Annotated in this window: 26 protein-coding genes and 1 pseudogene; 9 read left to right on the forward strand and 18 right to left on the reverse strand. The window is 36.5% G+C overall.

Features of this window, described 5'->3' with window-relative positions:
• Positions 1-60: 60 nt before the first annotated feature.
• The 5 genes from WAZ07_RS10045 to WAZ07_RS10065 all read right to left on the reverse strand — a co-directional run bounded on the left by WAZ07_RS10045 (position 61) and on the right by WAZ07_RS10065 (position 7,686).
• Positions 61-2,889 carry an ATP-binding protein gene (locus WAZ07_RS10045; RefSeq protein ID WP_336472317.1) on the reverse strand — a complete coding sequence of 943 codons (2,829 nt, stop codon included), beginning with the start codon at positions 2,887-2,889 and terminating at the stop codon, positions 61-63.
• Positions 2,886-4,127, reverse strand: coding sequence for a metallophosphoesterase family protein (locus WAZ07_RS10050; RefSeq protein WP_336472318.1), 1,242 nt, complete (start codon positions 4,125-4,127; stop codon positions 2,886-2,888). Before WAZ07_RS10050 ends, WAZ07_RS10045 begins: the two co-directional genes overlap by 4 nt.
• 452 nt (positions 4,128-4,579) lie before the next feature.
• Complete coding sequence (locus WAZ07_RS10055; RefSeq protein ID WP_336472319.1) at positions 4,580-6,319, reverse strand: tetratricopeptide repeat protein; 1,740 nt, start codon at positions 6,317-6,319, stop codon at positions 4,580-4,582.
• A 27-nt stretch (positions 6,320-6,346) separates the two neighbouring features.
• The gene (locus WAZ07_RS10060) at positions 6,347-7,291 is read right to left on the reverse strand and encodes an ATP-binding protein (protein WP_090919295.1); all 945 of its coding nucleotides are present in this window, start codon (positions 7,289-7,291) and stop codon (positions 6,347-6,349) included.
• A 224-nt stretch (positions 7,292-7,515) separates the two neighbouring features.
• A complete protein-coding gene (locus WAZ07_RS10065) occupies positions 7,516-7,686 on the reverse strand; it encodes a hypothetical protein (RefSeq protein ID WP_336472320.1) in 171 nt (56 codons plus the stop codon).
• A 520-nt stretch (positions 7,687-8,206) separates the two neighbouring features.
• Here WAZ07_RS10065 and WAZ07_RS10070 point away from each other — a divergent pair.
• A complete protein-coding gene (locus WAZ07_RS10070; protein WP_336472321.1) occupies positions 8,207-8,392 on the forward strand; it encodes a YhzD family protein in 186 nt (61 codons plus the stop codon).
• Between the two features lie 27 nt (positions 8,393-8,419).
• On the opposite strand, the gene WAZ07_RS10075 is transcribed toward WAZ07_RS10070, so the two are convergent.
• Entirely contained in the window at positions 8,420-8,779 is a 360-nt protein-coding gene (locus tag WAZ07_RS10075; protein WP_090918346.1) for a hypothetical protein, read from the reverse strand.
• A gap of 138 nt (positions 8,780-8,917) precedes the next feature.
• On the opposite strand from WAZ07_RS10075, the gene WAZ07_RS10080 reads away from it, so the two are divergent.
• Entirely contained in the window at positions 8,918-9,058 is a 141-nt protein-coding gene (locus WAZ07_RS10080) for a YflJ family protein (RefSeq protein WP_090918344.1), read from the forward strand.
• Positions 9,059-9,193: 135 nt separating this feature from the next.
• Here the strand turns inward: WAZ07_RS10080 and WAZ07_RS10085 are convergent, their stop codons facing one another.
• Positions 9,194-9,520 carry a nucleoside triphosphate pyrophosphohydrolase gene (locus tag WAZ07_RS10085; RefSeq protein ID WP_336472322.1) on the reverse strand — a complete coding sequence of 109 codons (327 nt, stop codon included), beginning with the start codon at positions 9,518-9,520 and terminating at the stop codon, positions 9,194-9,196.
• Positions 9,521-9,657: 137 nt separating this feature from the next.
• On the opposite strand from WAZ07_RS10085, the gene WAZ07_RS10090 reads away from it, so the two are divergent.
• Both WAZ07_RS10090 and WAZ07_RS10095 read left to right on the forward strand, forming a co-directional pair.
• A complete protein-coding gene (locus tag WAZ07_RS10090) occupies positions 9,658-9,804 on the forward strand; it encodes a DUF2639 domain-containing protein (protein ID WP_336472323.1) in 147 nt (48 codons plus the stop codon).
• A 154-nt stretch (positions 9,805-9,958) separates the two neighbouring features.
• Complete coding sequence (locus tag WAZ07_RS10095) at positions 9,959-10,315, forward strand: DUF805 domain-containing protein (RefSeq protein WP_336472324.1); 357 nt, start codon at positions 9,959-9,961, stop codon at positions 10,313-10,315.
• A 250-nt stretch (positions 10,316-10,565) separates the two neighbouring features.
• On the opposite strand, the gene WAZ07_RS10100 is transcribed toward WAZ07_RS10095, so the two are convergent.
• Positions 10,566-11,366 carry a MerR family transcriptional regulator gene (locus tag WAZ07_RS10100; protein ID WP_336472325.1) on the reverse strand — a complete coding sequence of 267 codons (801 nt, stop codon included), beginning with the start codon at positions 11,364-11,366 and terminating at the stop codon, positions 10,566-10,568.
• 365 nt (positions 11,367-11,731) lie between these two features.
• Here WAZ07_RS10100 and WAZ07_RS10105 point away from each other — a divergent pair, with 365 nt between their 5' ends.
• Positions 11,732-12,301 carry a GNAT family N-acetyltransferase gene (locus tag WAZ07_RS10105; RefSeq protein WP_336472326.1) on the forward strand — a complete coding sequence of 190 codons (570 nt, stop codon included), beginning with the start codon at positions 11,732-11,734 and terminating at the stop codon, positions 12,299-12,301.
• Positions 12,302-12,561: 260 nt separating this feature from the next.
• Complete coding sequence (locus WAZ07_RS10110) at positions 12,562-14,247, forward strand: multicopper oxidase family protein (protein WP_336472327.1); 1,686 nt, start codon at positions 12,562-12,564, stop codon at positions 14,245-14,247.
• Positions 14,248-14,373: 126 nt separating this feature from the next.
• Here the strand turns inward: WAZ07_RS10110 and WAZ07_RS10115 are convergent, their stop codons facing one another.
• On the reverse strand, positions 14,374-14,877 hold the full coding sequence (locus WAZ07_RS10115) for a DinB family protein (RefSeq protein WP_336472328.1): 504 nt from the start codon (positions 14,875-14,877) through the stop codon (positions 14,374-14,376).
• Positions 14,878-15,150: 273 nt separating this feature from the next.
• Between WAZ07_RS10115 and WAZ07_RS10120 the strand changes: the two genes are divergently transcribed.
• Positions 15,151-16,149, forward strand: a complete 999-nt coding sequence (locus tag WAZ07_RS10120) for a S66 family peptidase (protein WP_336472329.1) — start codon at positions 15,151-15,153, stop codon at positions 16,147-16,149.
• A 112-nt stretch (positions 16,150-16,261) separates the two neighbouring features.
• Here the strand turns inward: WAZ07_RS10120 and WAZ07_RS10125 are convergent, their stop codons facing one another.
• Positions 16,262-16,615: a hypothetical protein gene (locus WAZ07_RS10125; protein ID WP_336472330.1), complete on the reverse strand. Its 354-nt coding sequence runs from the start codon at positions 16,613-16,615 to the stop codon at positions 16,262-16,264.
• A gap of 131 nt (positions 16,616-16,746) precedes the next feature.
• Positions 16,747-17,106: a DUF805 domain-containing protein gene (locus WAZ07_RS10130; RefSeq protein WP_090918331.1), complete on the reverse strand. Its 360-nt coding sequence runs from the start codon at positions 17,104-17,106 to the stop codon at positions 16,747-16,749.
• 268 nt (positions 17,107-17,374) lie between these two features.
• Between WAZ07_RS10130 and WAZ07_RS10135 the strand changes: the two genes are divergently transcribed.
• Complete coding sequence (locus WAZ07_RS10135) at positions 17,375-17,626, forward strand: hypothetical protein (RefSeq protein WP_336472331.1); 252 nt, start codon at positions 17,375-17,377, stop codon at positions 17,624-17,626.
• A 162-nt stretch (positions 17,627-17,788) separates the two neighbouring features.
• Here WAZ07_RS10135 and WAZ07_RS10140 read toward each other — a convergent pair whose 3' ends face one another.
• The 6 genes and pseudogenes from WAZ07_RS10140 to WAZ07_RS10165 form a co-directional block, all read right to left on the reverse strand.
• Positions 17,789-17,929, reverse strand: a complete 141-nt coding sequence (locus WAZ07_RS10140) for a hypothetical protein (RefSeq protein WP_170857670.1) — start codon at positions 17,927-17,929, stop codon at positions 17,789-17,791.
• A gap of 323 nt (positions 17,930-18,252) precedes the next feature.
• Positions 18,253-19,383 carry an MFS transporter gene (locus tag WAZ07_RS10145; RefSeq protein ID WP_336472332.1) on the reverse strand — a complete coding sequence of 377 codons (1,131 nt, stop codon included), beginning with the start codon at positions 19,381-19,383 and terminating at the stop codon, positions 18,253-18,255.
• Between the two features lie 120 nt (positions 19,384-19,503).
• Positions 19,504-20,130, reverse strand: coding sequence for an FMN-dependent NADH-azoreductase (locus WAZ07_RS10150; RefSeq protein WP_336472333.1), 627 nt, complete (start codon positions 20,128-20,130; stop codon positions 19,504-19,506).
• A 25-nt stretch (positions 20,131-20,155) separates the two neighbouring features.
• The gene (locus WAZ07_RS10155) at positions 20,156-20,419 is read right to left on the reverse strand and encodes a hypothetical protein (RefSeq protein ID WP_336472334.1); all 264 of its coding nucleotides are present in this window, start codon (positions 20,417-20,419) and stop codon (positions 20,156-20,158) included.
• Positions 20,420-20,482: 63 nt separating this feature from the next.
• Positions 20,483-21,067, reverse strand: a complete 585-nt coding sequence (locus WAZ07_RS10160) for a DUF3238 domain-containing protein (RefSeq protein WP_090918324.1) — start codon at positions 21,065-21,067, stop codon at positions 20,483-20,485.
• Between the two features lie 366 nt (positions 21,068-21,433).
• Positions 21,434-21,580, reverse strand: a pseudogene (locus tag WAZ07_RS10165) (DUF3238 domain-containing protein); the annotation flags it as partial.
• A gap of 138 nt (positions 21,581-21,718) precedes the next feature.
• Between WAZ07_RS10165 and WAZ07_RS10170 the strand changes: the two are divergent.
• On the forward strand, positions 21,719-22,192 hold the full coding sequence (locus tag WAZ07_RS10170) for a MarR family winged helix-turn-helix transcriptional regulator (RefSeq protein WP_336472335.1): 474 nt from the start codon (positions 21,719-21,721) through the stop codon (positions 22,190-22,192).
• Between the two features lie 179 nt (positions 22,193-22,371).
• Here WAZ07_RS10170 and abc-f read toward each other — a convergent pair whose 3' ends face one another.
• Entirely contained in the window at positions 22,372-24,000 is a 1,629-nt protein-coding gene (gene abc-f / locus WAZ07_RS10175; RefSeq protein ID WP_336472336.1) for a ribosomal protection-like ABC-F family protein, read from the reverse strand.
• Positions 24,001-24,208: the final 208 nt, after the last annotated feature.

Below are 24,208 nucleotides of genomic sequence, written 5' to 3' on the forward strand. Positions count from 1 at the left end.
AAAAGAGAGGGGGATATGTTGTTTTTTCAAATTGTATTTATATATTACATCGCTTTTCCCTTACTGCTTTAATCGCTGAATTTCACCTTCTCCAAAGAAAGGTAAAAGATGCTTGTGACAAGTAAAGAAAATGACTTGCCGCTCTTTCGCTAATTCCTTCATAAGATGCACGGTTCGCTCTGTTCGCAGCACGTCAAAATGGACGAAACTATCATCAATAATAAACGGATACTGCCCTTCAAACGTATGCGCAAGCGCAAACCGCAGCGATAAATAGAGCTGCTCCGCTGTTGCTTGGCTTAATTCATGACTATAAAAACGCAGTCCATCTTTTCGTTCTACAATAAACGGCTCTTCTGCATCTGGCGAAAAGACTTTTACATAGTTTCCGCCCGTTAAATATACAAAATACTCTTCTGCTTTTTGCAAAATACGCGGCAGCTGCACTTCATGATAATACTTCTTCGTTTTACTTAATACCGCCTTTGCCGCCGCATATGCTGCCCACTTTTTCACCTGTTCACGCACTTGTGATTTTTTCAGTTCCCACTCATGAAGGACATCACCGTACGTACGGCCTTCTTCTAACTGTGCGATATCGTGGCGCAGAGCTGCAAGTGTATGCGTCAATTCTTTTTCCTCCCGCATTAGCCTATCTATTTGCTCCTGCTCTTTTTGTCGCTCCTCTTCATATCCATCTAGGCGATAACCGCTCTCTAGCGCTGACGTCATTAATCGCCCTTCCAATATATCCATTTGCGGAATTAACCGATCAAGCTGCTGCTGCTTCTCTTCCATCTGCTCCGCTTGCTTTGCCGCTGTTAAAAAAGCCTCTTCATCAGATGCTGCAGCAATGTCCCAAAGCTGCTGACGTTCTTCCAATAGATGATGAATCTGCTGTTCTACTCCAGCATACTCTTCTTCCCACGCTATAGCCTTTTCTGTCAGCTGCTTTTTCTGCAATTGCTTTTCCTTTTCTTTCTGTACATCTTTACTTAAACCATACAAAAATAACGACGGTGTATCCACGCTTCTTTCTGTAACAACCGTTAGCTTCATTAGTTTATGTTCAAATTGAGAAATCATGTCTCCCTGTAATTCTTTTCGTTCTTGCTGCTTCGCTAATTCGCGATACAATTGCTGCATCTTTTCTATTCGTTCAAACGCTGGTAATATGTGACCGTACGTAAAACTATGTGGCAATGCATACGTCTCTTTATACAATTTCACCTGTTCATTCACTCCAAACAAGTCACGTTCCCACTCATCATATTCAGAAAGAACACGTTCATACCCGCGCTCAATTTGCCTTAACTTAAATTCCTCACGCTCCAATAGCTTCCGCACTTCATCGTCTTTCTCAAGACGATACCTGATTTCAAGCGCTTCATCGCTTTCCTGTTCATCCGCCCCCTTACTATACATCACATAAAAAACAACAAGACCAATTAACAAAAAAACCCCTGCAAACAATAACCTACGATTATCCATGAAAACACCGGCAAGCAATAGCAAAACATCCATAACGAACAATGCCATTGCTGTTTTATTCATTTGCACCGCACTACGATTTCGTTTCTGCCGGGACGCTGCACTTTGCACCTTTGGCAAATATCTCTCCCGCTCCTGGACCGGTAATGTTTGCGACTGCAGCTTTTTCACCGCTTCTTCCTGTTCCTCTAACTGCTCCTGCGCCGTTTTAAACCGTTCATCTAACTGTTGCTTACGCTTTTCTAACTCTTTTGCTTGCTGCACCATTTGCGTAATCATTTCCTTCATAGCTAAGCTCGTCTGAAAAGAAAGAACGTCCTCACGTGCAAATGCTGCGCCGATTTGCTGCTGCAAATCTTGTATTTCTTCTTCTATATGTAAAATGCGCCCTGTCAAATCCCGCACTTCTTGCAGCGCTGTTTCATAAGACATATGCTGCAAACGAAGTTCTTCTACGTACATATCTTGCTGAAGCAACTCCTCATTTACTTGCAACGCGTCTATTTCAGACTTTGCACTATCTAATTTCTTTCGCAGCGCCTCTCCTTGCAATTGAAGCGGTTCAAGCCGTGCTTTTATCCCTTCATAACGCCGCAAACCATCAACTGGAAATGCAAGTCCTGCATGTTGCTGTAAAAACCGTTCACACGCACGCTTTTCTAAAAAGAGCGGCTGCAACGCTTCTAGCACTTCATAATCTTGCTTTCGTTTCCCCGCTTCTTGCTGCTCGGTGCGAATAATAGAAAGGCGCTCTTCCATACTCTTTTTCTTTCCGACAAGCTCTTCATACGCGGCAATTTTCCCTTGCCAATCTGCAAGCTGATCTTGCAGATTTTTTAACTCCTGCAACGCCACATTAATTTCCGGCTTGCGGCCATTTGGCTTAAAGCGCTGCTCCATTTCCTTCTCAAGCATTTTTTCCAGGCGTAACAACCCATCGCTGCCAACTGCACTTGCGGAAAATAAATAATTGCCAATATCTCCTTCACCGATATGGTGAATGTTTTGCAACCCATGCATGTCAAAGGAAAAGACAGAATCAAACAACTGCTCATTCATTCCCTTTAACAGCAGCTCTAAAACTTCCTCACCGCCTGTTTTCCCATCTGCAAAATAAACTGTCACTTCCCCGGCCGCCGTCTTCGGAAGACGCTCAATTTTTAATCGACCGTACTCCCTAGTAGAAACCGTAATCGCACCGCCGTATTTCCCGCCTTCCTTCGGCTCATAGCGGCGCTGCCCCCTTGTTGGAAAACCAAATAAAATACTCTTCATAAACGAACGAATCGTCGACTTCCCCGCCTCGTTTTCCCCGTACAATACGGTAAGCATAGAAAGGTTCAGCTGGACATTTTCTAATTTTCCATATCCGTAAACATGAAGTTTCTCAACTCTCATCCCTTACTCCTTTCTTGCTCTAATAATTGCTCTAAAATAATATTCTCGGCGCCCTTTTGAATCTCTTTCTTTTCTTCTTCAGAAAACGAATGGAGCACCTTCCTTGCAACAGGTGAAGTCCAAATTGTTCGCAGCACCTCATCCATACTCGAGAACGATTCAAGCTCCTGCAGTACATTCCCAATAAAATGATTCTCTTTCTTCAACGTCTCAATTTCCGCAAACGAAATCGTTTCATTCTTCCATTTCACAACATGTACAAAATTACTGCGCTCCTCGCCAGATGAGACAATATGAAGAATTTCTTCTACGCGCTTCTCATCACGCAAATAAGAAGCAAGCGGTCCTTGTCCTGTAAACGTCATCGTCACAAGCAAACCTTCCTCTTCTCTTCGCATACCGTTCATGCTCTCCGTACACGTATGAATAAGATCATCGACCGTTTCTAACTCATCAATAGGAATAGAAACCTCACCCCAAACAACATCATTCGTACGGAAAAATGTCAGTTCTGTCCCTTGCTGAGACAAGGAAACAACATACGCACCTTTCTCTCCTGTTTCCTTTCGGTGCCGCCCTTGAATATTGCCAGGGTACACAATGCATGGTTCTTCTGCTAACACTTCACGTTTATGTATATGACCAAGCGCCCAGTAATCAAACTCTTTCTCCTTCAGTTCACGAATTTGAAACGGCGCATACCGATTATGATCCGCATCTCCTTCCACACTTCCGTGAAGCATGCCGATATGAAACGGTGCACCTGTCATCTTTTTATATTGCTCTGTCATATTATCCGTCACAGCTTGCTGCTGATAACTAAATCCGTAAATGGAGACAAGGAGCTCCCCGTTTTTATAAAATGATTTTTCTTCTATATAAGGCTCTGTGAAAATATGTACATTACTTGGAAACTCAATTGCCGCCCAGCTTCCGCCTAAATGATCATGATTGCCGTGAATCACATACACCGGAATATCATACTGCGCCAGACGCTTCATTTGCTCACGAACAAACACCTGCGCTCGCAAACTTCTCGTCTCTGCATCATATAAATCACCCGCAAGCAAAACAAAATCAACCTGCTCTTGAATCGCTTTATCCACAATGCGCGCAAACGAACGAAACGTACTTTCCTTCATTCTTTCCCATATAAAAGCCGGTACATTCAGTTCCATCCCTTTAAACGGACTATCCAAATGCAAATCTGCCGCATGAATAAACTTTACTTTTTTCACAACGTAACGTCCTTTCTCCGTCATACTCTGCCCAATCAAGTCCATACTGGCTTTGATCTTCCTCGTTTCTCTTTGAATCTTGAAACGGGAAACTTACTGCCTAAATGCATTTTGATTTTTCAATATCTAAGTCACTGCTATACAGAAAAAAAAGAGCCTACACTCGCTTTTTCTCTTTGTTTTAACTTCGCATGTAGCAAAAAAGTCACTGACCGCTTCTATACACGGCCAGATGCTCTCGCCTACCTAAAAAAATAGTTTTTGTTGTTTTTTCACTCATTCACAGTCCACTAATAGGTAAAGTTTCACTTTATTTTAACACTTTTTTTCAAATTGGGGATGCGCCCGAAACGGCTAGATACTCTCGTCCTTATTAAAACAACAAAAATAAGCCAGATGTAAAAAAACATCCAGCTTATCTTTATCATTCGTTACGTTGTCCTACTTATACTTTAGTCTTTTTTACCTTTCGCTTCCACACCTTGTGTTTCCAACCTATTCAGTAATTCATGATACCTTTGCATTTCTTGCTCACTATTATCCCAGGTTTCTCCGTAAATATGATTAATTTCCTTCCCTACAAATTCTAATATAAAAGTGCTATCATCACTTTTCACCGATAAGTATGTATTTGTTCCTTCTTCATAATTTCTATCAAGATGTGAATTTTTTAATTTCTCTACACTTGGTTGTCCTGCCTTTTCCATAACAATTGGTACATACTGATCTGCTACAATTTGGCGAAGCGAATTCTCGCTAAAGTCACTTATTTTTAATGAATGGAATATGAGTGTAACCATAGGCACATTTAATTTCGTTTGATCTATTTTAACGTTATGTGCAGACTCAGTAATACTCTTTTTCTCTTCTAGGCTTATATTTGGCATCGGATTTTTATCCTCTTTATGATAAAGGTTAAATACTTGCACAGCACGGAAAACGAGAGTAAGAGACAGCGTAACGATTAAATAAATTTGCCATCTGTTATACCGCGGAGATTCAATATTGGAATACGATTGAATTTCCTTATGCTCTTTCGATGATAACTGCGGTTGTGTGGCTGCAGCTACTTCTTCAATTGGCTGTTTCTCAAACACAGCTCCAGTGCTCCAAAAACTTGCTAATTGTGATTCAACTTCTTCTTGTGATAATTTCGGCGTTGAAACTACCGCAGGTTCTACTTTATCAAGTGTACGTGCCATTTTAGAAATTTCTTGCTTTCTTGTAAATTGATTTTTACGTAGATTTTCTTTCGCATCAAATGATGTTCCTAAACCAACTTCTTTATAAATCTTCTTTTTAATTCTAGAAGAAATGAAATACATAACAAGAATTGCAATATAAACACTCCCTGCATACCAACCAGTTGCATATACAGGCAAAATGAGCCAACCTAACAAACTTAACAAGCATAAACAATAAAATATTTTTGGATTCTTGGAACGTACAAACCTAAATAACGAACAAAACTTCACAAAAGCTTGACCTACAACATGTGAAAAACCTGCGGTAAACGCACAAAACTTATTTTTTGTCCCAATCGTACTCTTATAAAGCTCATATACTCCTTTATCATTTGGGTCTAGCCGCATCGCGACTTCCGCTAACATCCTTGCTTTTTTAAAATTCCCCTTATGTTTTGCTATATTTGCAAATAAAACGAGATTGAACGTATTTTCTGGATTTAACTCTAAGGCACGCTTTTCGGCTTTTAATGCCTCCTCTTTTCGTTTAGGGAAGGATGCATAAAGAACATACGCGTACCTTCCTACATATATTTCATTTTCAGGATCCAACTCCATCGCTTTCTCGAAATAAACAAGTGAATCCTTAACGCTTTCACGACATCTAAAAACTTCGCCCATATAGAAGTAATACTGACCATCTTCAGGATAATTTTTTATACCGATTTCCGCTAGTTCTTCTATTCTTTCAAGATCGTTTTGACGACCGAAAATATCTAATCCCACTGAGAGAACTTGCTCATTTAAATGATCGAGTTTAAGCGCCTCCTCCAAGTACTTATTTGCATTATCTTTGTCATCAAACCCATAAAAATAAACATAGCTTAAACAAAGGTATCCGGAAGCATCTTCTGGATCTTCCTCTATAAGTATTTCAGCCTCTTCCATTGCCCGTTCAGCATCGCCAATCTTCACCAAATGCTGAATTCTTCTAAAGTTATCCTCCATCACTTGACTCATCCCTGCCCTTATTTTCTATTTCAACCTATGCTCTTCCATATAATCGAGCACCTTATCAAAATCCTTATTTACATCGCTAAATGTTGCATAATTTTTCGCTGTTGAAAACCAATCTAACGTTGTTGGCTGACGTTTCTTCATCGCTTCTAACAAATCTTCGTTGGAAAGCGGCTGCAGTTGTCCTGTTTCAAATGAACGTTGAATTGCTTGATTAATCGCATCCTCAACTAAAAACGTTAAATCAGCGCCTGAAAAATGTTCCGCATATTTTGCGACAATATCAAGCTGTAAATCTGTTCGAGGCTTATCTTTTGTCTTTAAGTCTAGTATTGTCAGACGTTCTTCATAGCTCGGCGGTGCCACAAAAACAAGTGAATTAAAACGTCCCGGACGGCGGAGTGCCGGATCAATATACCACGGTGTATTCGTCGCTCCAATAATATAGACACCTTCATTAAAAGAATTCATTCCATCCAGTTCTACTAGCAGTTGATTCACTAATGTACGTTGATGATGGGCACCCATCTTCTGTCTATTCCCGCCAAATGCATCTAACTCATCTATAAACAAAATACAAGGCTTTGTTTTCCGTGCTTCTTCAAAAACCTCATGTAAATTTTTCTCAGCTTCACCTGACCACATAGATAGGATAGCTTGTAGCTCCAAATGAATAAAATTCGCATTAATTTCCCCAGCTACTGCACGCGCTAAAAACGTCTTCCCACAACCAGGAGGACCATAAAACAGCAAACTACCCCCCGTTTTCTTACCAAATGCTTGAAAATATTCAGGATTCTTAATTGGCATGATGAAATCCATATTAATTTGCTTCTTAATATCTTCCATCCCGCCAACATCTGCAAAACTCGTTTTACTTTCTTCTACTTCTACCATTCTATTTTGCTCTCTATCAAAAGAGATTACTTTAATTTTGTCATAATATTTCTCCACTTCATTCACCCTCTTTTTTATTTATGTATAATATGAAACTTCCAACGATTGGACGATGTCAAGGAGAATCTACCCCTTATCTTCCCAACTACCCGATACATGCTTTTTATATAGCTATTACAATTGGACGGGTATCCCGATAGCAAAAAATATAAATCTTTAATCAACAAAAATTATCATAACAAACAAGATACTTCCACTATGGAAGTTTCACTTTTGCATTTATCTAACTTCTAACTATTCTTCTTTGATTTTCTTACTTCTTTATCCAACCAAATAAACGTCACGATTAATATAGCACCCACAGCTGTAAATAGAATGCCAGGTACCAATAACCATAAATTCCCTCTACTCCACCAAATTAAATCTATTCCTAAAATTAAACATATGATCCCTATTATCATCTAATCTCATTACCCCTTTTTCATGAAAATTTTTCTTTGTTTGTAAAGACATTCCTTTAGAATTATACCTTTTTACGTCCAAACTGTTAAACATAAAGTGAAACTTCCATCAGTGGAGGTTTTTCTTCATCCCCCACTGATGGAAAGCCCACCCAATCGGGCGCATGCCAGCAGTTATCTCCCACCTATCTTCTTAAGAAAAGCGGAAGTGGCTCGTTCAGAATGTAAGGGGGATGGAGCTTCTGACGTATAGGGTTTTTTCCTCGTAGGAAGAAGCGAAGCCACCAAACATTCTAGCCACTGGAGCTGGACAATGCTTTCTCAGAATCTTGAGGTGGGAGTATTACTGCCCACGAATAGCGGGATAAAATTTTTACCTCTTCATTTCCCCAGTGACCTTGCGTATCATTAAATAATCCATCTTACTTATTACAAATAATGTCACATATTTCTTTTGCATAATTGCCCATTTTGTGACACAATAGTTATAACATTCTGATTATTTTTGGGAGGAATTTTCATGGGCATATACACACTAACAGTTTTCGAAAAAGACGGTTCCAAAGTACTAGATGAATCATTTGAGGCTACGACAGAAGCAGAAGCAAAATCAAAAGGTGAAACCCTTTTACGAGACAAACAATTGTATGACCACACGCACCGCTGCACATCTTCAAGCGGAAAGCTTGTCTTATTCCAGCGCTAAAAAAAGAAGCGTTACACCGCTTCTTTTTCACACTATATCTTCTTCACACCACAGAAACACAACTTCTACAATTCGATTGCCAAATCGAACACGCTTATTCCACATACCTGTTTGAATAAGGCGCTTTAACTCATCCTTCATGTTATCCGTCCACTGCTGAATACTTTCTTTCCGATTGTACGGATAAATACTTGGAAACTCTTCATGTAAGAGACGCAAGCTTTCCGCATCTAGATGAAAATGAAAAAAATAATTTGCAGTCAGAGAAGGATCCTGCAATTGTAAAAACGGATGGTCAATTTGCTTCTTATTACGATAAAACGTAAAAATATTGACCTTGCCACTCGTAATCTGATCAATTTGAATTTCGTGTTTTTCAATAATCACGCTGTTCAATCCACCTCAATATATACTACTTCTAGTATATATGTCTTTGACAAAGAAGTTAACCTCTTTCCTATGGAAATTCATCATTTTACAAAAAATACAATCAGAATCACTCCAAACAAGAAAGGAAGCGATCATATGCATTTCGGCAGCAAAGGTTGGTACGTAAGTGAGTTGAAAAAATTAGGTATCCGTACTTATGAAGGTAGAAAACTAGAGTCATATCGTACGCATATTTTGGCTAGTTTGCTTGAGAAGGCTAAGAGACAGTCGGCTTGATGGAGGAAAGCTCCTTCTTATACGGGAGGAGCTTTTTTGAAATTAACAAATAGCTTGGCATCACTTGTATAAGTAGTGCCTTTTTCTTCTTTCATTAACGGACTCTTAAATAGTACAGGCTCTACAATCCGCTACTTAATTATCACTTACCTCAATCAAGAAAATTCTCTCCCCGAACCCACCGCGCTTTTCAGCTTTTTCTTTGCGGACTTTTTCCACATCTTCGAGCGTTACGCCTTCATGCTGTGCTAGTGCGTTGATAAGCTCCAGTAAATCCGCTAGTTCCTCTACTTTATGCTCCTGTGTTTCCGCTTCTACATATTCCGTTAATTCTTCTCCTGTTTTCTTACACATTTCTTCTATATATTCTTTTTCATCTAACATTCTTGTTGTGCATGTCTTTCCTGTCTTTTCAATAATTTCTGGGATACGATCACGTACTAGTTTGTTGTAGATTGGCATCGCAAGTCCTCCGCTATTTTGAATTTAATTCTATTATTATAGCATGCAGAAAAATCCACACTTTCCATAAGTAAAACAAGCTTTCCTTTTCCTACTGAAGCATATACTGTTAAAAATCTAAAAGGAGAAGATTCATCATGTATTACGGAACAAAAGGCTGGTACGTGTATGAGTTGAAAAAGCTTGGAATTAATTATTATGAGGGGCGAAAATTAGAAAGTTACCGGGCGCATGTTTTAAGGAGTTTGTTATTGACAAAGCAGCAAGAGCAGAAAGAGAAATAAACTTTCTGCTCCACTCTTATAAAAAAACCTTAAAAAATTAAGGTTTTTTTATATAGAATCAGCATTTTCCGTTTATTGTCTAGACAAGATAAAATTGAAATGTTATATTACAATTTCGTAATTATTATCAAAATAAAAAAAGGAGGAACCTTATATGCAATGGTATTTAAACGTACTTAAAAACTATGTAGGATTTCAAGGAAGAGCTCGTCGTAAAGAATACTGGATGTTTTCTCTTATTAACTTCATTATCTTCTTTATATTTTCAATACTTGGGGAAATAGCAGACATATTTAACATTCTATTTGGACTTTATACTTTAGCAATCCTATTACCATCCTTAGCTGTTGGTTTCCGCAGACTACATGACACCGGAAAAAGCGGATGGTGGCTATTGCTGGGCTTTATTCCTCTCATCGGTAGTATCGTTCTCCTTGTATTCTGTTGCCAGGATAGTCAAGAAGGCGATAATAAATATGGCCCAAATCCTAAGGCTGACGAAAACTATTAATATTGTTCTTACTACATAAGCAGATAAACAACCCGTGAAGACTTTCTTCATGGGTTGTTTATCTATGTATTTATTTATATATCCGTTTCAATTTTTTTACATATAAATCTTTTCTATGCAGAATACAACATAACCTGCACTCGCTCACTCCCTTTGTTTGAAACCTCGCATGTAACAGAAATAAGCCCTGACCGCTTCTATACACGACTAGATGCTCTCGTCCTCCTAAAAAAGGTTTTTAAAACATTTTTTAATCTTCTATCAACATTTGCATTTGACAACTATAAGATTCCGTATTAAAGAAATCGTTAAATAACTCCACCTCAATGAGATTTTTAACTTTCAACTGATTTTCTTTTACATATTTAATGATTTTATTTCTACGTTCCTCTTCATTCTCTTTACTATAGGATAACGTTACATACTTTCCCTTAGGTAATGTCTTTATATTTTGTTCAGCTTCTAAATTAGAGTTCTCTTGCAATCTACTAAAAACATACCTTGGTTCTACACTCCAATCTGCATTAACGTGATAGAGGATCCCTCTTTCCATTGACATTTTTCCGTCTTTATCTTGAATGATCTTCTCTAAATCTGAATAGTAAAGTAGCTCTTTTAAACTTCCCACTTCTTTACATGGTGCTACAATGACATAACGCTGTTCAAAGAACTGAATAGATATCTCATCATGATGTAATATATCTTTAGAACGCTCTACCTTCCTATTTAAGCTATCAATCGTTTTGATGATTTCCTGCATTTTCTTTATGTGTTCTTCTGCTTCATCTCTTTTTAATTGTAAAAATTGTAGTAATTTCTCCGTATCACAGTCCTTAAAAATCTCTTGAAGTTCGACGATACTCGTTCCTAACTCTCTACAGCTTTTTATAATATCTATATGAATAAATTGATCTATAGAATAATACCTATAACCTGTCATTTCATCAATATATCTTGGAGTAAGAATGCCCATTTTGTGATAATATCTTAACGCTTTTATTGTAATGTCTTTCATTTTAGCAACTTCTCCAATAGAAAATAAGTTTTTCATCCTAATCACTTCCTTTATCCCGCATTAACGGGCAGTAAGACCCCCACTGATGGAAGTTTCACTTTATATTCTTTCTTACATTACCCTTGACTCTCCTCTTAAGGGAGACTTTATTATCATAATAAGATATTCACAAGAAAATACTATATAAATTCATTTTAATTTTTCGACATCTAAATCCTTGATACGCATAATAAAAAGTAGCAGACACTCGTTTGCTATTTCTGTTTTTACTTCGCATGTGGCAGGAAAAGGCCCTAACCGCTTCGATGCACGGCCAGATGCTCTCGTCCCCCCCTAAAAGGAAAGGGGTTTTTATGTCGGGTTTTTAATTGGCATTTATATATAAAGAGGAGTTTATAACCATGGATAAAGTAATATATAGAAGCTTAGTTAAAGAAGATTATGAAGCTGTTAAAACTTTGATTGGTGAAGCATTTGGTTTCAATGAATTTATCGAGGATAAGAAATTTTTAGATTCAGTATTAAATATGTACTTGCAAAGTTGTATTTTAGGAAGTTCATTTAGCAAAGTAGCAGAAAAAGACAATAAGATTATTGGTGTTATTTTGGGCGATTCCAAAAAAGACAAAAATCGTTTAAAGAAAGCTCATAATACTTTAAGTCTTGCCTATAGTATGCTTAAAGTGCTCATGGCTAATAAGGAAAATAAAAAATTCATGAAAGAATTCGCAAAGGTTCAAGAAATTTATAAAGAACTTATCAAAGGAAAAGAAGATGATTTTGAAGGTTGTATAGAGTTATTTATTGTATCAGGAGAATCTAGAGGTCTTGGAGTTGGAAAGGCTTTAATGAATCATTTGTATAATTATATGAAAAGTACGGATGTGAAATCTTTATATTTATATACAGATAATAGATGTAACTATGGGTTTTATGACAGTCAAAACTTTGAGCGTATCAATGAAAAATAAATTTATTTTGATTCAACGGAAGCAAAACTTAATGTATTTTTATACTGTTATGATTTTTAACGAATGGTAAAAACCGTACCTCTTATTTAGGGTACGGTTCACCGCAGCTCATGTAAATGAGATTTTTTCCTTAGACGAATTGCTTTTTTACGATTCAAGCCTATTTCATTCATTTTCTATTAGAAATTCGTCTATACCGCCATTAAATTCATATTATATATGATAAACAATATTTGATTTTTAAAAAAGGAGGCAGTTAAGTGTCTTTAAAAAAATTTGTAGATGCATTACCCATTCCTCCTGTCTTAAAGCCAAAAGGTAACTATGATGGAATCCCATTCTATGAGGTAACGATGAGGCAAGTCAAACAAAAATTACATCGTGATTTGCCGCCAACTACCGTCTGGGGGTACAACAGTATGTACCCTGGCCCTACATTCGAAGTAGAAAGAAATCACCCTATTTTTGTAAAATGGAAAAATAAATTGCCCTTTGAACACCTGCTGCCTGTCGACCAAACTGTTCATGGTGCGAAATCAAACCAACCTTCTGTTAGGACGGTTGTCCATTTACATGGCGGTCGGGTTCTTCCAGAAAGTGACGGATATCCTGATGCATGGTTCACAAGAGATTTTAAAAATGTTGGGACGAAATTCGTGACTGAAGTCTACTATTATCCAAACTGTCAACGCCCTACAACACTTTGGTATCATGATCACGCCATTGGAATCACCCGTTTGAACGTTTATGCAGGTCTTGCAGGCTTCTATCTTCTCAGAGATGAAGAAGAGAAAAAGTTGAATCTTCCTAGTGGAAAATTTGAAATTCCGTTGGTCATTCAAGATCGCTCGTTCTATGCCAATGGTGAACTATTTTATCCATCCCAACCAGGAAATATGCCGCCCCCAGCCCCGCAGCCACCTCCACCAATCGACCCTGCATTACCAAATCCGTCAGTTGTTCCGGAATTTTTCGGTAACACAATTTTAGTCAACGGAAAAGTATGGCCTTACCTTGAGGTTGAACCGCGAAAATACCGGTTCCGCATCCTAAATGGCTCCAATTCTCGTTTTTATCGTATGCAGCTGAGCTCTGGGCAAAATTTTGTCCAAATTGGTACGGATGGAGGACTTTTAGAAAAACCAGTCCTAGTATCCGAACTCATCCTTGCCCCTGCGGAACGTGCCGATGTCATTGTCGATTTTTCAAACCATAATAGTGAGAATATTATTTTAACAAATGACGCACCAACCCCGTTCCCTGACGGCGAAAGTCCTTCTGGAGATCTTAAGCAGATTATGCAATTTCGCGTCAAACAAACATGCTACAAACCTGACAAAAGTAAAATTCCTGAACAGTTGAGCTGCTTGGAACAACTTAATCCCCAGGATGCTGTAATGACACGCAAAAACACTTTACTTGAAGCTACCGATAAATTTGGACGCCCTATGCCATTATTAAATAACATGGAGTGGGATCAGCCCATTACAGAAACCCCATATAATGGAACCATAGAGATTTGGGAGCTGTACAATACGACACCAGACACTCATCCGATTCACTTGCACCTTGTCAATTTTCAAATTTTGAATCGTGCTGTATTTACCGGCGATCCAACTGGATTTAATCTTAAAGTCGGGCCACCAATACCACCCGATCCAAACGAGAGAGGATGGAAAGATACTGTTCGCGCCAATCCCGGGGAAGTTACTCGAATTATTGCACGTTTTGGTCCATTTACAGGAACCTACCCGTGGCACTGCCACATTCTTGAACACGAAGATTACGACATGATGAGACCATACGAGGTGCTAGCTAACCCTAGCTTTAACCCACGCGAACAAAATCCAGAACAATGCAGCGATAACTCCTTTTCTCAATGTTTTGACTGTCACAAACGCCGTAAAGATAAATGCAGTAAAAAAAGACGATGCGATGATGATTGAATTCAATATTCAAGTTTAGTTATACATTTTTTAGCAACATTCAAATCCTAACATAAAAAAGAAGAGAAATAATGATTCCTTGATTTCTCTTCTCCTTTTCATTCATTAAAGCGAGTCCGTTTTCATTTAAAGTGGCGGATTTTCCACGCCTAAATGAATCCAATCTTCTTTTGGTGGACCATAAACTCCAAATGGTTTGATTCCTGCTTGACGCATAAGAACTGTAACTTGTCCACGATGATGAACAATGTGCTTAATTAGCCCCATTAAGATTGTAGCGTTTGATTCCTGTCTTCCAAATGCTTCTTGGATTTGCTTTAGGGATTCATCTGTCCATTGTTCTTCAATAACTTTGGCCGCATCGAGACTTATATCTTTAAAGGTTTCAGCAATTTCCTCCGCTGAGGTTGGTACACTTTCTGCATTTTCTACTTCATCTATCTTCAACCCGAAATGAGCTAAATACTCTGGAATACTTGTTGTCAAATGCCACGCAATCCTCCCCAATGTACGACCTTCTAGATACACTTGTTGTTTTAAGGATTCATCTGTCAAACCATCCAAAACTTTTTGAGTTAGTAATGCTTCCCTATTCCATTCCTTAATGAAGTCTGAAATTGTTACATACATAAATAATCCCTCCACAATCAAATTTTTCTCGAAATACAGTACAAAACATTCGTTTCTGTATCTCAATTTCCCTTCTTGAATTGGAACTACTCATTGATAGACTTGTTCTTTTTTGTATGTAGAAAGATTCATATTGCAGCGCTTTTCCATTTATTATACATTGGATAAAAAGTAATTTTCAAAAAATAACTTAACAGAAGGAAGCATTATACATAAACACTAGTTTTTCATTTCAATATAAATGCCAATGCCTTTCAAGGGAGCGAGAAAACAATGAAACTTAGCAAATTACAAAAAGGAGATTTAATTGGAATCTATTCTCCTTCATCACCAGCAACCTATACAGCACCGAAAAGATTTGATCGAGCCAAAAATTTTTTAGAGAGCAAAGGTTTTCATATAATAGAAGGAAATTTAACTGGAAAACACGATAACTACCGGTCTGGAAATATTAAAGAACGGGCAGAAGAATTCAATGAGTTAATAAGAAATCCGAACATCAAATGTATCATGTCAACCATTGGTGGGATGAATTCTAATTCAATATTGCCTTATATTGATTATGAGGCATTTATAAAAGATCCGAAAATCATGATAGGTTATTCTGATGTTACTGCAATATTACTTGGGATATACGCCAAAACTGGAATAACTACATTTTATGGCCCTGCATTAATCCCTTCATTTGGTGAATTTGAACCATTTGTCAACTTTACATACGAATATTTTAGTGAAATGCTAGAAGAGAAACAGAAGCTCCCATATACTATTAAAAAGCCGCCTTATTGGACGGATGAGTTTATCAATTGGGAAGAAAAAACGAAGGAAAAACAACGTATAAAAAATGATTGGATCTGTGTAAATGCAGGAAAGGCAACAGGAAGGGTAATTGGAGGAAATTTAGACACTTTAACTGGCATTTGGGGTAGCGAATACATGCCAGAAATAAAAGATGGAGATATCCTTTTTATCGAAGATACAACAAAAGATGCTGCTACTATTGAAAGAAGTTTTTCATTACTAAAACTCAATGGAATATTTAATAAAATTTCTGGTTTAATCCTTGGAAAGCATGAGCAATTTAACGATAGTGGTACAAATAAAAAGCCTTATGAGATTCTATTAGAAGTTTTAGATGGCATTAACATACCGTTTATTGCAGATTTTGATTGCTGCCACACCCACCCGATGTTAACCGTTCCAATTGGTATGAAAATAGAGATGGATGCAACAAATAAAACAGTACGAATTCTTGAAGATTGGATACGTTAAATCTATTAAAAGGAAAAAGAAGACAATCATCTCTTGATGATTGTCTTCTTTTTCCTTTTGTATATCAATAAAGATTGGACTCAAAAACTAGTAAACACCATTACAATAAAGATTATACAAAACTTAAACAAACTAATATCAATGGAATAATCAATGCAAATAAAAGAAAAATCCCTCGTTTTTTTCTCTTTTTTGAAATGGAATCATCTGTTTTTTTCTCATATGTCCCACTTACATATAATGCGATTACCAAAAATAGAAAACCTAGTAATATTGGATACATCATTTTCCACACCATAGGTAGATAGTCCTTACTCATATCAAGACTTGGATCATCCCAAAATAATGCAAGTATTACTGCATAGAAACAAGACAATGTAATTCCAATACTATGTATAACAAATATTATGATTGAAAATATCTTTATAAAAATATCTTTCAAAGATTCTCTAATCACTTTTTCCACAACTTTCTCCTCCAAATAATATTTTTTCATCCTATTCTAAAAAGAATAATTTAATTTGAAGAATTTAGATAACGATTAATTTTTCATTCATATACTATGCATGTGCACGCTACCACATGTAGTAAAAAATATTAACACTTGCCATCAAACTTAGGATTTGGGCCGTATTTATTATCGTCTTCTTGACTATTCTGACAAAAGAATATAAGGAGAACAATACGGCCAATGATAGGAATAAAGCTTAGCAGTTGTAACCATCCTGTTTTTCCAGTATCATGTAGTCTGCGAGCCCTAACAGCAAGCATTGGCAATGTCATTGCGATCACATACATCCCAGCAATTGACAAAAATGTTTTTGACACTACTTCTCCAAGGAATGCAAGTACACAGAATACTATTACATGAATAAGGAAAAACATCCAATATTCTTTACGACGAGCTCTCCCTCGAAATCCTACATAGTTCTTAAGTACTTTTAAATACCATTGCACGTAAGATCTCTCCTTTCTTATTTTAATAACTATAGTAAAATAGTAAAAAATGGATTTCAATTCAAAATATAACATTTCCATTTCATACTGTCTAGATAATATAAATGAAAAGCATTTGATTAAAAACTATTTCTGTATAATCGCTTTTCAATAAACACTTTATTAACGAAAAAAACAGATGGAATTGAAACTTTTACCGCACTATAATTAGGCGAAGCCATTTCTAATAGAATAAAAACCTTGATTATTACAGAAAGAAGTGATTACATTGATTAAATTTGTCCAATTTATATTTGGTAAACCTTGCAAAAAAGGTAACACGTTCCAAACTAAATTTTCACGCTTTGTTTATTGGAATGCTATTGTGCTCTACTTTTTTGCGGTGATATTTTTTGGAGTATGTTCACTTTTTAATACAGTATTTCTTCCATCCCTAATAGGATCTTTGTTTTTTCCGTTGATATTTAGATTGGTTTATTATATGAATCTAAAAATGAATGGGCTCGAAAAAGAAGATTAGATATAAAAAGGATTTCTGGGGATCGTGCACAAAATTTACAACAAGAAGAATGAAAGAAATCTATCACAAGAAGATGTGAAACAGTATATTTATACGAAATATGGGAAGGAAAATTAATAAAAAAGAAACAATCTCCTGTTATAAGCGATTGTTTCTTTTTTATCAATACTCAAATGGCAAGATAGACATTAAATCGCCTTCTTCAGTGTCCTCTTTAGGATTCATTGCAACTTCGTTACGTTCAAAAGACATACACGTTAGCATCGCTAATGCTACTAAACTCCCCACAAAAACTTTTTGCATACTATTCCCCCCACATTTTTAATATAGCACGAAGTAATATTTGTATCATATGCAATATTGCATATGATTTCGTATTTTCAGATAAAAACAATTGTGTTACAATAAATTTTCCATCAAACCGTCTTAGTGGTTAGTACTCACTAGCCCTGAGAAAAAAAGCCCATTGTCTAAACAAATGGGCTTTTTCATATACAGCCTAGAAAGATAATGGTAGTTTTTCAGCAAACAAATGAAAATCATCTTGCATCGAAAAGTTCATAAAAAACGCTATCCTTTTTATACATTTCTACAAAAAGAATAGCGCTTTTTTCATAAATTAAAAATTATTTTAGTGTCTTTTTTACCAACAAAATAAAAATGAACAGACTAATAAACCCAGATACAGCACAAACAATAAATAGCATTTGATATCCCATGAGCTGTGAAACAAATCCTAGAAGAATAGACCCCAAACCAATCCCTAAATCAAAAGCAGTAAAAAATGTAGCGTTTGCTACACCTCTTTTCTCTGGTGGAGCTAATCGTATAGTTACTATTTGAAGAGCAGGTTGCGCTGCTCCAAATCCAATTCCATACAAAATAGCTGTAATAATTAGTCCAACAAGCCCTTTTGTCATTGCTAGGACTAATAGTGCGACTATCAGTGTACAAAGTGCAGGAACAATAATGACCCCTTCTCCATGTTTATCGGATATCTTCCCTGCAAGTGGCCTAATTACTGTAAGTGTGACAGCATAAACTAAGAAAAAAGTACCAACATTAACTTGAATTTTTGCCGCAAACAGCGGTAAAAATGTGGTAATGCCTCCAAAAGTAAGGGATAGAAAAAATGTAACAATAGCGATTGGTAAAACGGTTTTTTCAAAAAATGATATTGGTTTTTTTGCTGCACTTTGAACTGCTGGAATTTTTGTACCAAATGCGAGTATGAATGCAATAAGTGCTAATGCTGTGCATAGAAGAAATAGATAATGAAATGAAAATGATTTTGCTACCCAAAGACCTAATATTGGTCCTAAAGCCATCCCTAAAGTCATTGCCAGTCCATACCATCCCATGCCTTCTCCGCGACGAGATGGTGGAATCACATCAGTCACGGCCGTTCCGATCGAAGTTGTAGCAATTGCCCAGCTAATTCCATGAAGGATACGTAATACCACTAAAAATATAACACCTGTTACCCAATCGTAAAAATACATTGTAATTGCAAAAAATAGTAGTCCGCTTATTATAAATACGCGCCTGCCATATCGATCCATTAATCCGCCAACAATAGGACGTAAAATGACTGCCGATATTGTAAACACTCCAATAATAAATCCAACTTGAGATTCACTCCCACCTAATTGTTTAATAAACATCGGTAGTGTTGGCATGAGTAAATAAAAACCACTAAATAGTAATAATGCTGTAATTGTCAGCATTATATAGTTCTTTGTCCATAATCGTTCCATTATAATGTAATCCTGCTTTCTATCGTTTATGTTCTTATCACCCAAAAGTAGAATAAAAAAGCAGTACCACCGCTATAAAAGTGTTGGTACTGCCATATTGAATGACAAGTGTTTTGTTAATTAGAACGTACTTGCTACTTTAACAGCCGTTTCAAGCCCTGCAGCAATAATTTCTTCTGCTTTATCAGGGAATTGGTTGTGACCTTCAATCACTACTTTCTCCATATCTTTTACACCGAAGAAGTTCATCATACTTGCTACATATTTAACAGCCATTTCCATTTCAGCTTTTGGTCCTTCAGAATATACACCGCCACTTGCGTTTAATAGTGCAATTTTCTTATCCCCGATAAGACCTACCGGACCTTCTGGCGTATATTTAAATGTTTTGCCCGCGCGGTTTAAGTAATCAATATATGTGTGTAGTACAGCTGGGATTGTTAAGTTCCATAACGGGAAACCAAATACAACTTTATCAGCTGCAAGGAATTGATCTAAATATTTATCAGCCACAGCCACAGCTTTTGCTTCTTCTGCTGTTAAATCAAGTCCTCTACTAACCTTAAATGTACCGTTAATCATATCTACTCCTACATATGGCAATTCTTCATTGTATAAATCAAGCTCTACCACTGTATCGTTTGGATGTGATTCTTTATAGCTCGCTAAAAAAGCCTCATATAATTTCACACTAACCGCCTGATCTGCTGGACGATTGTTTGCTCTTACAAATAAAACTGTTGTCATTCTCTTTTCCTCCTGTTACTCACTCTTACGTTGTTCTATATTTACACATTAAAAATGGGTATCCCATTTCTTTTATAACAAAAACAACATAGTCAACCCAATTGACTATGTTATGCATAGTACAATAAAATTCAAATAAAGTCAACTTAATTGACCTTATTTGAGGAGGTTCTATAAATGATGTAACGAGTTGTTCCATTGCCATATTCTCTAATACTTGCTCCATCGCTTCTTGTGCAACAACCTTTAAAACAATTTGTATATTTGCTCTTATAGGACGGCCTTTCATGGAAATGAAACAACTTTTCCTCTTCTACAACATCCACCGCTCAGTACACGTCTAATAAAGTATCTACACTGTTTTTTTAAAGCTATACTCCATTTCTCCGGCTAGTGCTTCAGGAGTATCACCAGTTTCTCTGAAATCATGTGTATAAATCTGTTCAAACGGCCCAAAATTTACTTGCTTATAAAATTCAAAACAAGGAAATCCATCATGTGTACCTTGAATATCGACAGTACCATCTTTTTTGACATGTACTGTTAATAGGTAGTCAACGGGAGGTGCATATACATTTAATGGGTTGCTAGCACTTGCACCCATTTGAAATTTGACGTCATCAGAACCCCATACAATATCAGTGCACAAAATACCTTCTGTACTCGCTTTTCCTGTTCTTTTATTAACGGAACCATCTGAAGTTGTGACTCTTTCTGTTGTTATGCCAGTATTCGCATATGTGAAAATTTCTTTTTTGTAAAAATCTACAACTACTTCTTGTTCCACTCTGGAACGCATAGCGTTTACAGCATAAGGTGTAAATTCACGTGAATCACCTTCGAATTGAATTACGTTTCCTGTTTGAATATCCTTCCTAGGTTCAGTCCAAGACATTGGAATAAATACACTTGCTCTAATTTTAACGATATTAGTCATGAGACACACCTCTGTAATTCTAATTTTATTTTGGGTAATACATAACATTGAACCCCCCGCAAAACAGGCCGCAATTTCTTTCGCATAATCAATTGCTGCTTCTTATTTAAATAGCGATATCTTTTGATTCATATTTATCCCGCTATTCGTGGGCAGTAAGACCCCCACCTCAAGATTCAGAGAGAAGCGTTGTCCAGCTCTAGCGGCTAGAATCTCCGGTCGTTTCGCCCCCTCTGACGAGGCAAAAAGCGCCTCTTTGTCAGGGGCGTGGGCGTCCTGCGTTTCTGAGCGAGCCGCTTCCGCTTTTCTAAAGAAGATAGGTGGGGGATGAAGAAAACCTCCACTGACGGAAGTTTCACTTTATATCTATATTGTCGTTTTAAAACTGTATTCCATTTCTCCAGCTAGCGCTTCGGGAATATCACCAGTTTCTCTGAAATCATGTATATATATGAATTCAAATGGACCAAAATCTGTTTGTTTATAAAATTCATAGCAAGGGAACCCATCATAATTTATTCATTTTTATTTCGGTGAATCCTGTTTCTTTCATTATCGCAATATAGTCAATTTGATTGACTATATTGCGTATAGTACAATGGAATTCAAATAAAGTCAACTTAATTGACTTTATTCAAGGAGGTTTTAAGTATGAATCATCAAGTATTTAGTAAATTGGATCTTACATCACTTTTGTCATTATCCTTTAGTACTTTGATTGATGAACTAAATGACAGAATGAGTGAATTAGGGTTTGGAGATATTAGACCTGCACATGGTTTTATGTTTAAACGTATCACCCCTAATGGAGCGACAGGTATAGAACTAGCTGAATACTTAGGAATTACAAAGCAAGCTGTGAGTAAAATGGTGGATCATCTTGAGAAAAGTGGTTATGTAATGCGTCAAACTCATCCCACTGATAAGAGAGGAAAAATTATTGTTTTGACCGAACGAGGTTGGTTAGCGGTGAAAACAAAAGATGAGATACTAACTGAGATTGAAGGGCGCTGGATTGAAAAGATCGGTGCTGAACGAATGCAAATGCTCAAAGAAGATTTAACAAAATTAGTTTATGAAGCAAATGAGGGCAAATTATCATCAAGCTTAAAACCTGTCTGGTAAATAAAGCGTTTATAAAAGAAAAAAATAATCCCCCAAAACCAATTTTTAATTTGATGGCGATGGCTTAAATTTTGTACACTAAGCAAATGAAAAAGAAAAGCTGATTTCCTCTAAACTAAGGAAGATCAGCTTTTCTTTTTTTCTGAGCAGCTAATACATTCTTATACAAATATTTTCAATTAAAGCTCCTTCATTTGCTTTGTAAGTTCTTTGAATCTTTTATCAAGTTCCATGTATTCTTCATCTTTAAGAGTTAAAAAGCTGAGTTTTCCTAAAACTTCTTGTCTCTCTGTTTCAAGCTTTAAACGTAATTCAGCGAGGCTATCTCTTTTTTGAGATGGTTCCTTCAATTGCTTTTGGATGCTATTGTTTGAAAACACGAGTCTGCTGTTAGCTGTTTTTTCAAGGAAGTACCGATCATGCGAAACAATAAGCAAGGTACCATTATATTGCGCTAATGTATTTTCAAGCTGTTCGCGTGAAGGTAAGTCAAGATGATTTGTCGGTTCATCTAAAATAAGTACATCTTTTTCATCTAAAATGTACGCCATGAGCTTACACTTTACACGCTCACCCATACTCATGTGCTTGATCGGCTCTTTCCATTGAGAAGATGTAAAGCCTAAATGCTTCATTACATTTTGTACTTTTCCTCTTTCTTCAAAAGTCTCTTTATAAAATAATTGTTCTGGTGTTTTTTCAAGTGGTAAATCAAATACTTCTTGTGTTAAATAACCAATGTTTGCAGATGGTGAAATCCATACTTCTCCTTCAACTGTTTCCTGTCCCATAATCATCTTCAATAATGTTGTTTTCCCGCAACCATTAGGACCAACTATTGCAATTTTTTCACCATGTTGAATTGTAAAATTAACTTTCTCAAATAATGTTCTTCCCTTAAAACATTTTTTTAATTGTTTCACTTCTAAAAAACGCTTTCCTACCTTTTTATTTGCTTGAATGGAAAACTCTACAGTTGGGTCTGGCTTAACACGCTCTATTTTCGTTTTTTCAAGCTCTTTTTCCAGACGTTTTTGTTTTGACTTAACTTGCGCATCCGTTCGCTTTGCCTTAACACGATAGTATTCTTTAAATCCCTCTTTTTTTGTTGACTGTGCATGTGCTTTTTGCGACCATGATGTTAATTCTTTTATTTGTGATTGTATACGTTCAATGTTTTTTTGTTGCTTTTCATATTTGCGTTGCTGAGTGAGCCTTTTTTGTTCTCGAGCTTTCATATAACTCGTATAATTCCCTTTATGCTCAATTAGTTTTCTATCTTCTATCGACCAAATCTTCGTTGCAACAGCATCTAAGAAATAACGATCATGTGATACGACAATGATTGTTCTACTATAGCTTTTTATCTGTTCAATAAGAAGTTCTGTACTATTTTCATCTAAATGATTTGTCGGTTCATCTAGCATTAAAAGAGTTGGATTTTGCGCAAATCCTTTCGCAAGCCGGATTTTAAGTTTTTCTCCACCACTTAACGTATGAAAATCGTTTGTTGGTACGCTCCACTTTGCAAGAAGTTCCGCTTCTACTATTGTTACTTCTTTAGATGTAAATGCCTCTTTTTCTTGTTCAACATATGCCATCGTTACGTTCGTCTGTTGCCATTCTAGTTGCCCCTTTGTTGGTCCTATTTTTCCATTTATCAACTGTAACAAGGTGGATTTTCCAGCACCATTTTTTCCAATTACTCCGATGATATCTCCCTGTTTCACTGTAGCATTTATTTGTTCTAACAAGGTATTTTCCATGATTTCTACATAAACATCTTTTAATTTTAAAAGTTCCTTCATACTATCCATCCCTTTCTATAAAAGGAGAACAAAAAATCCTCCCAATTATATTTGGCAGGATTAGTCGTTATATGATTTATACCCAAATAAGCTATTGTATGAAATAGCAATACGTTCTTATAGAAAATGGGCAGACTAATCCTATTTTTTGTAAATTGAAATATCCAATTTCAACATTTAAAAATAAGATTAGTTAATCATCGTCCAC

Origin of the sequence: Bacillus bruguierae (genome assembly GCF_037104725.1) — a bacterium.
Classification (GTDB): domain Bacteria; phylum Bacillota; class Bacilli; order Bacillales; family Bacillaceae_G; genus Bacillus_A; species Bacillus_A bruguierae.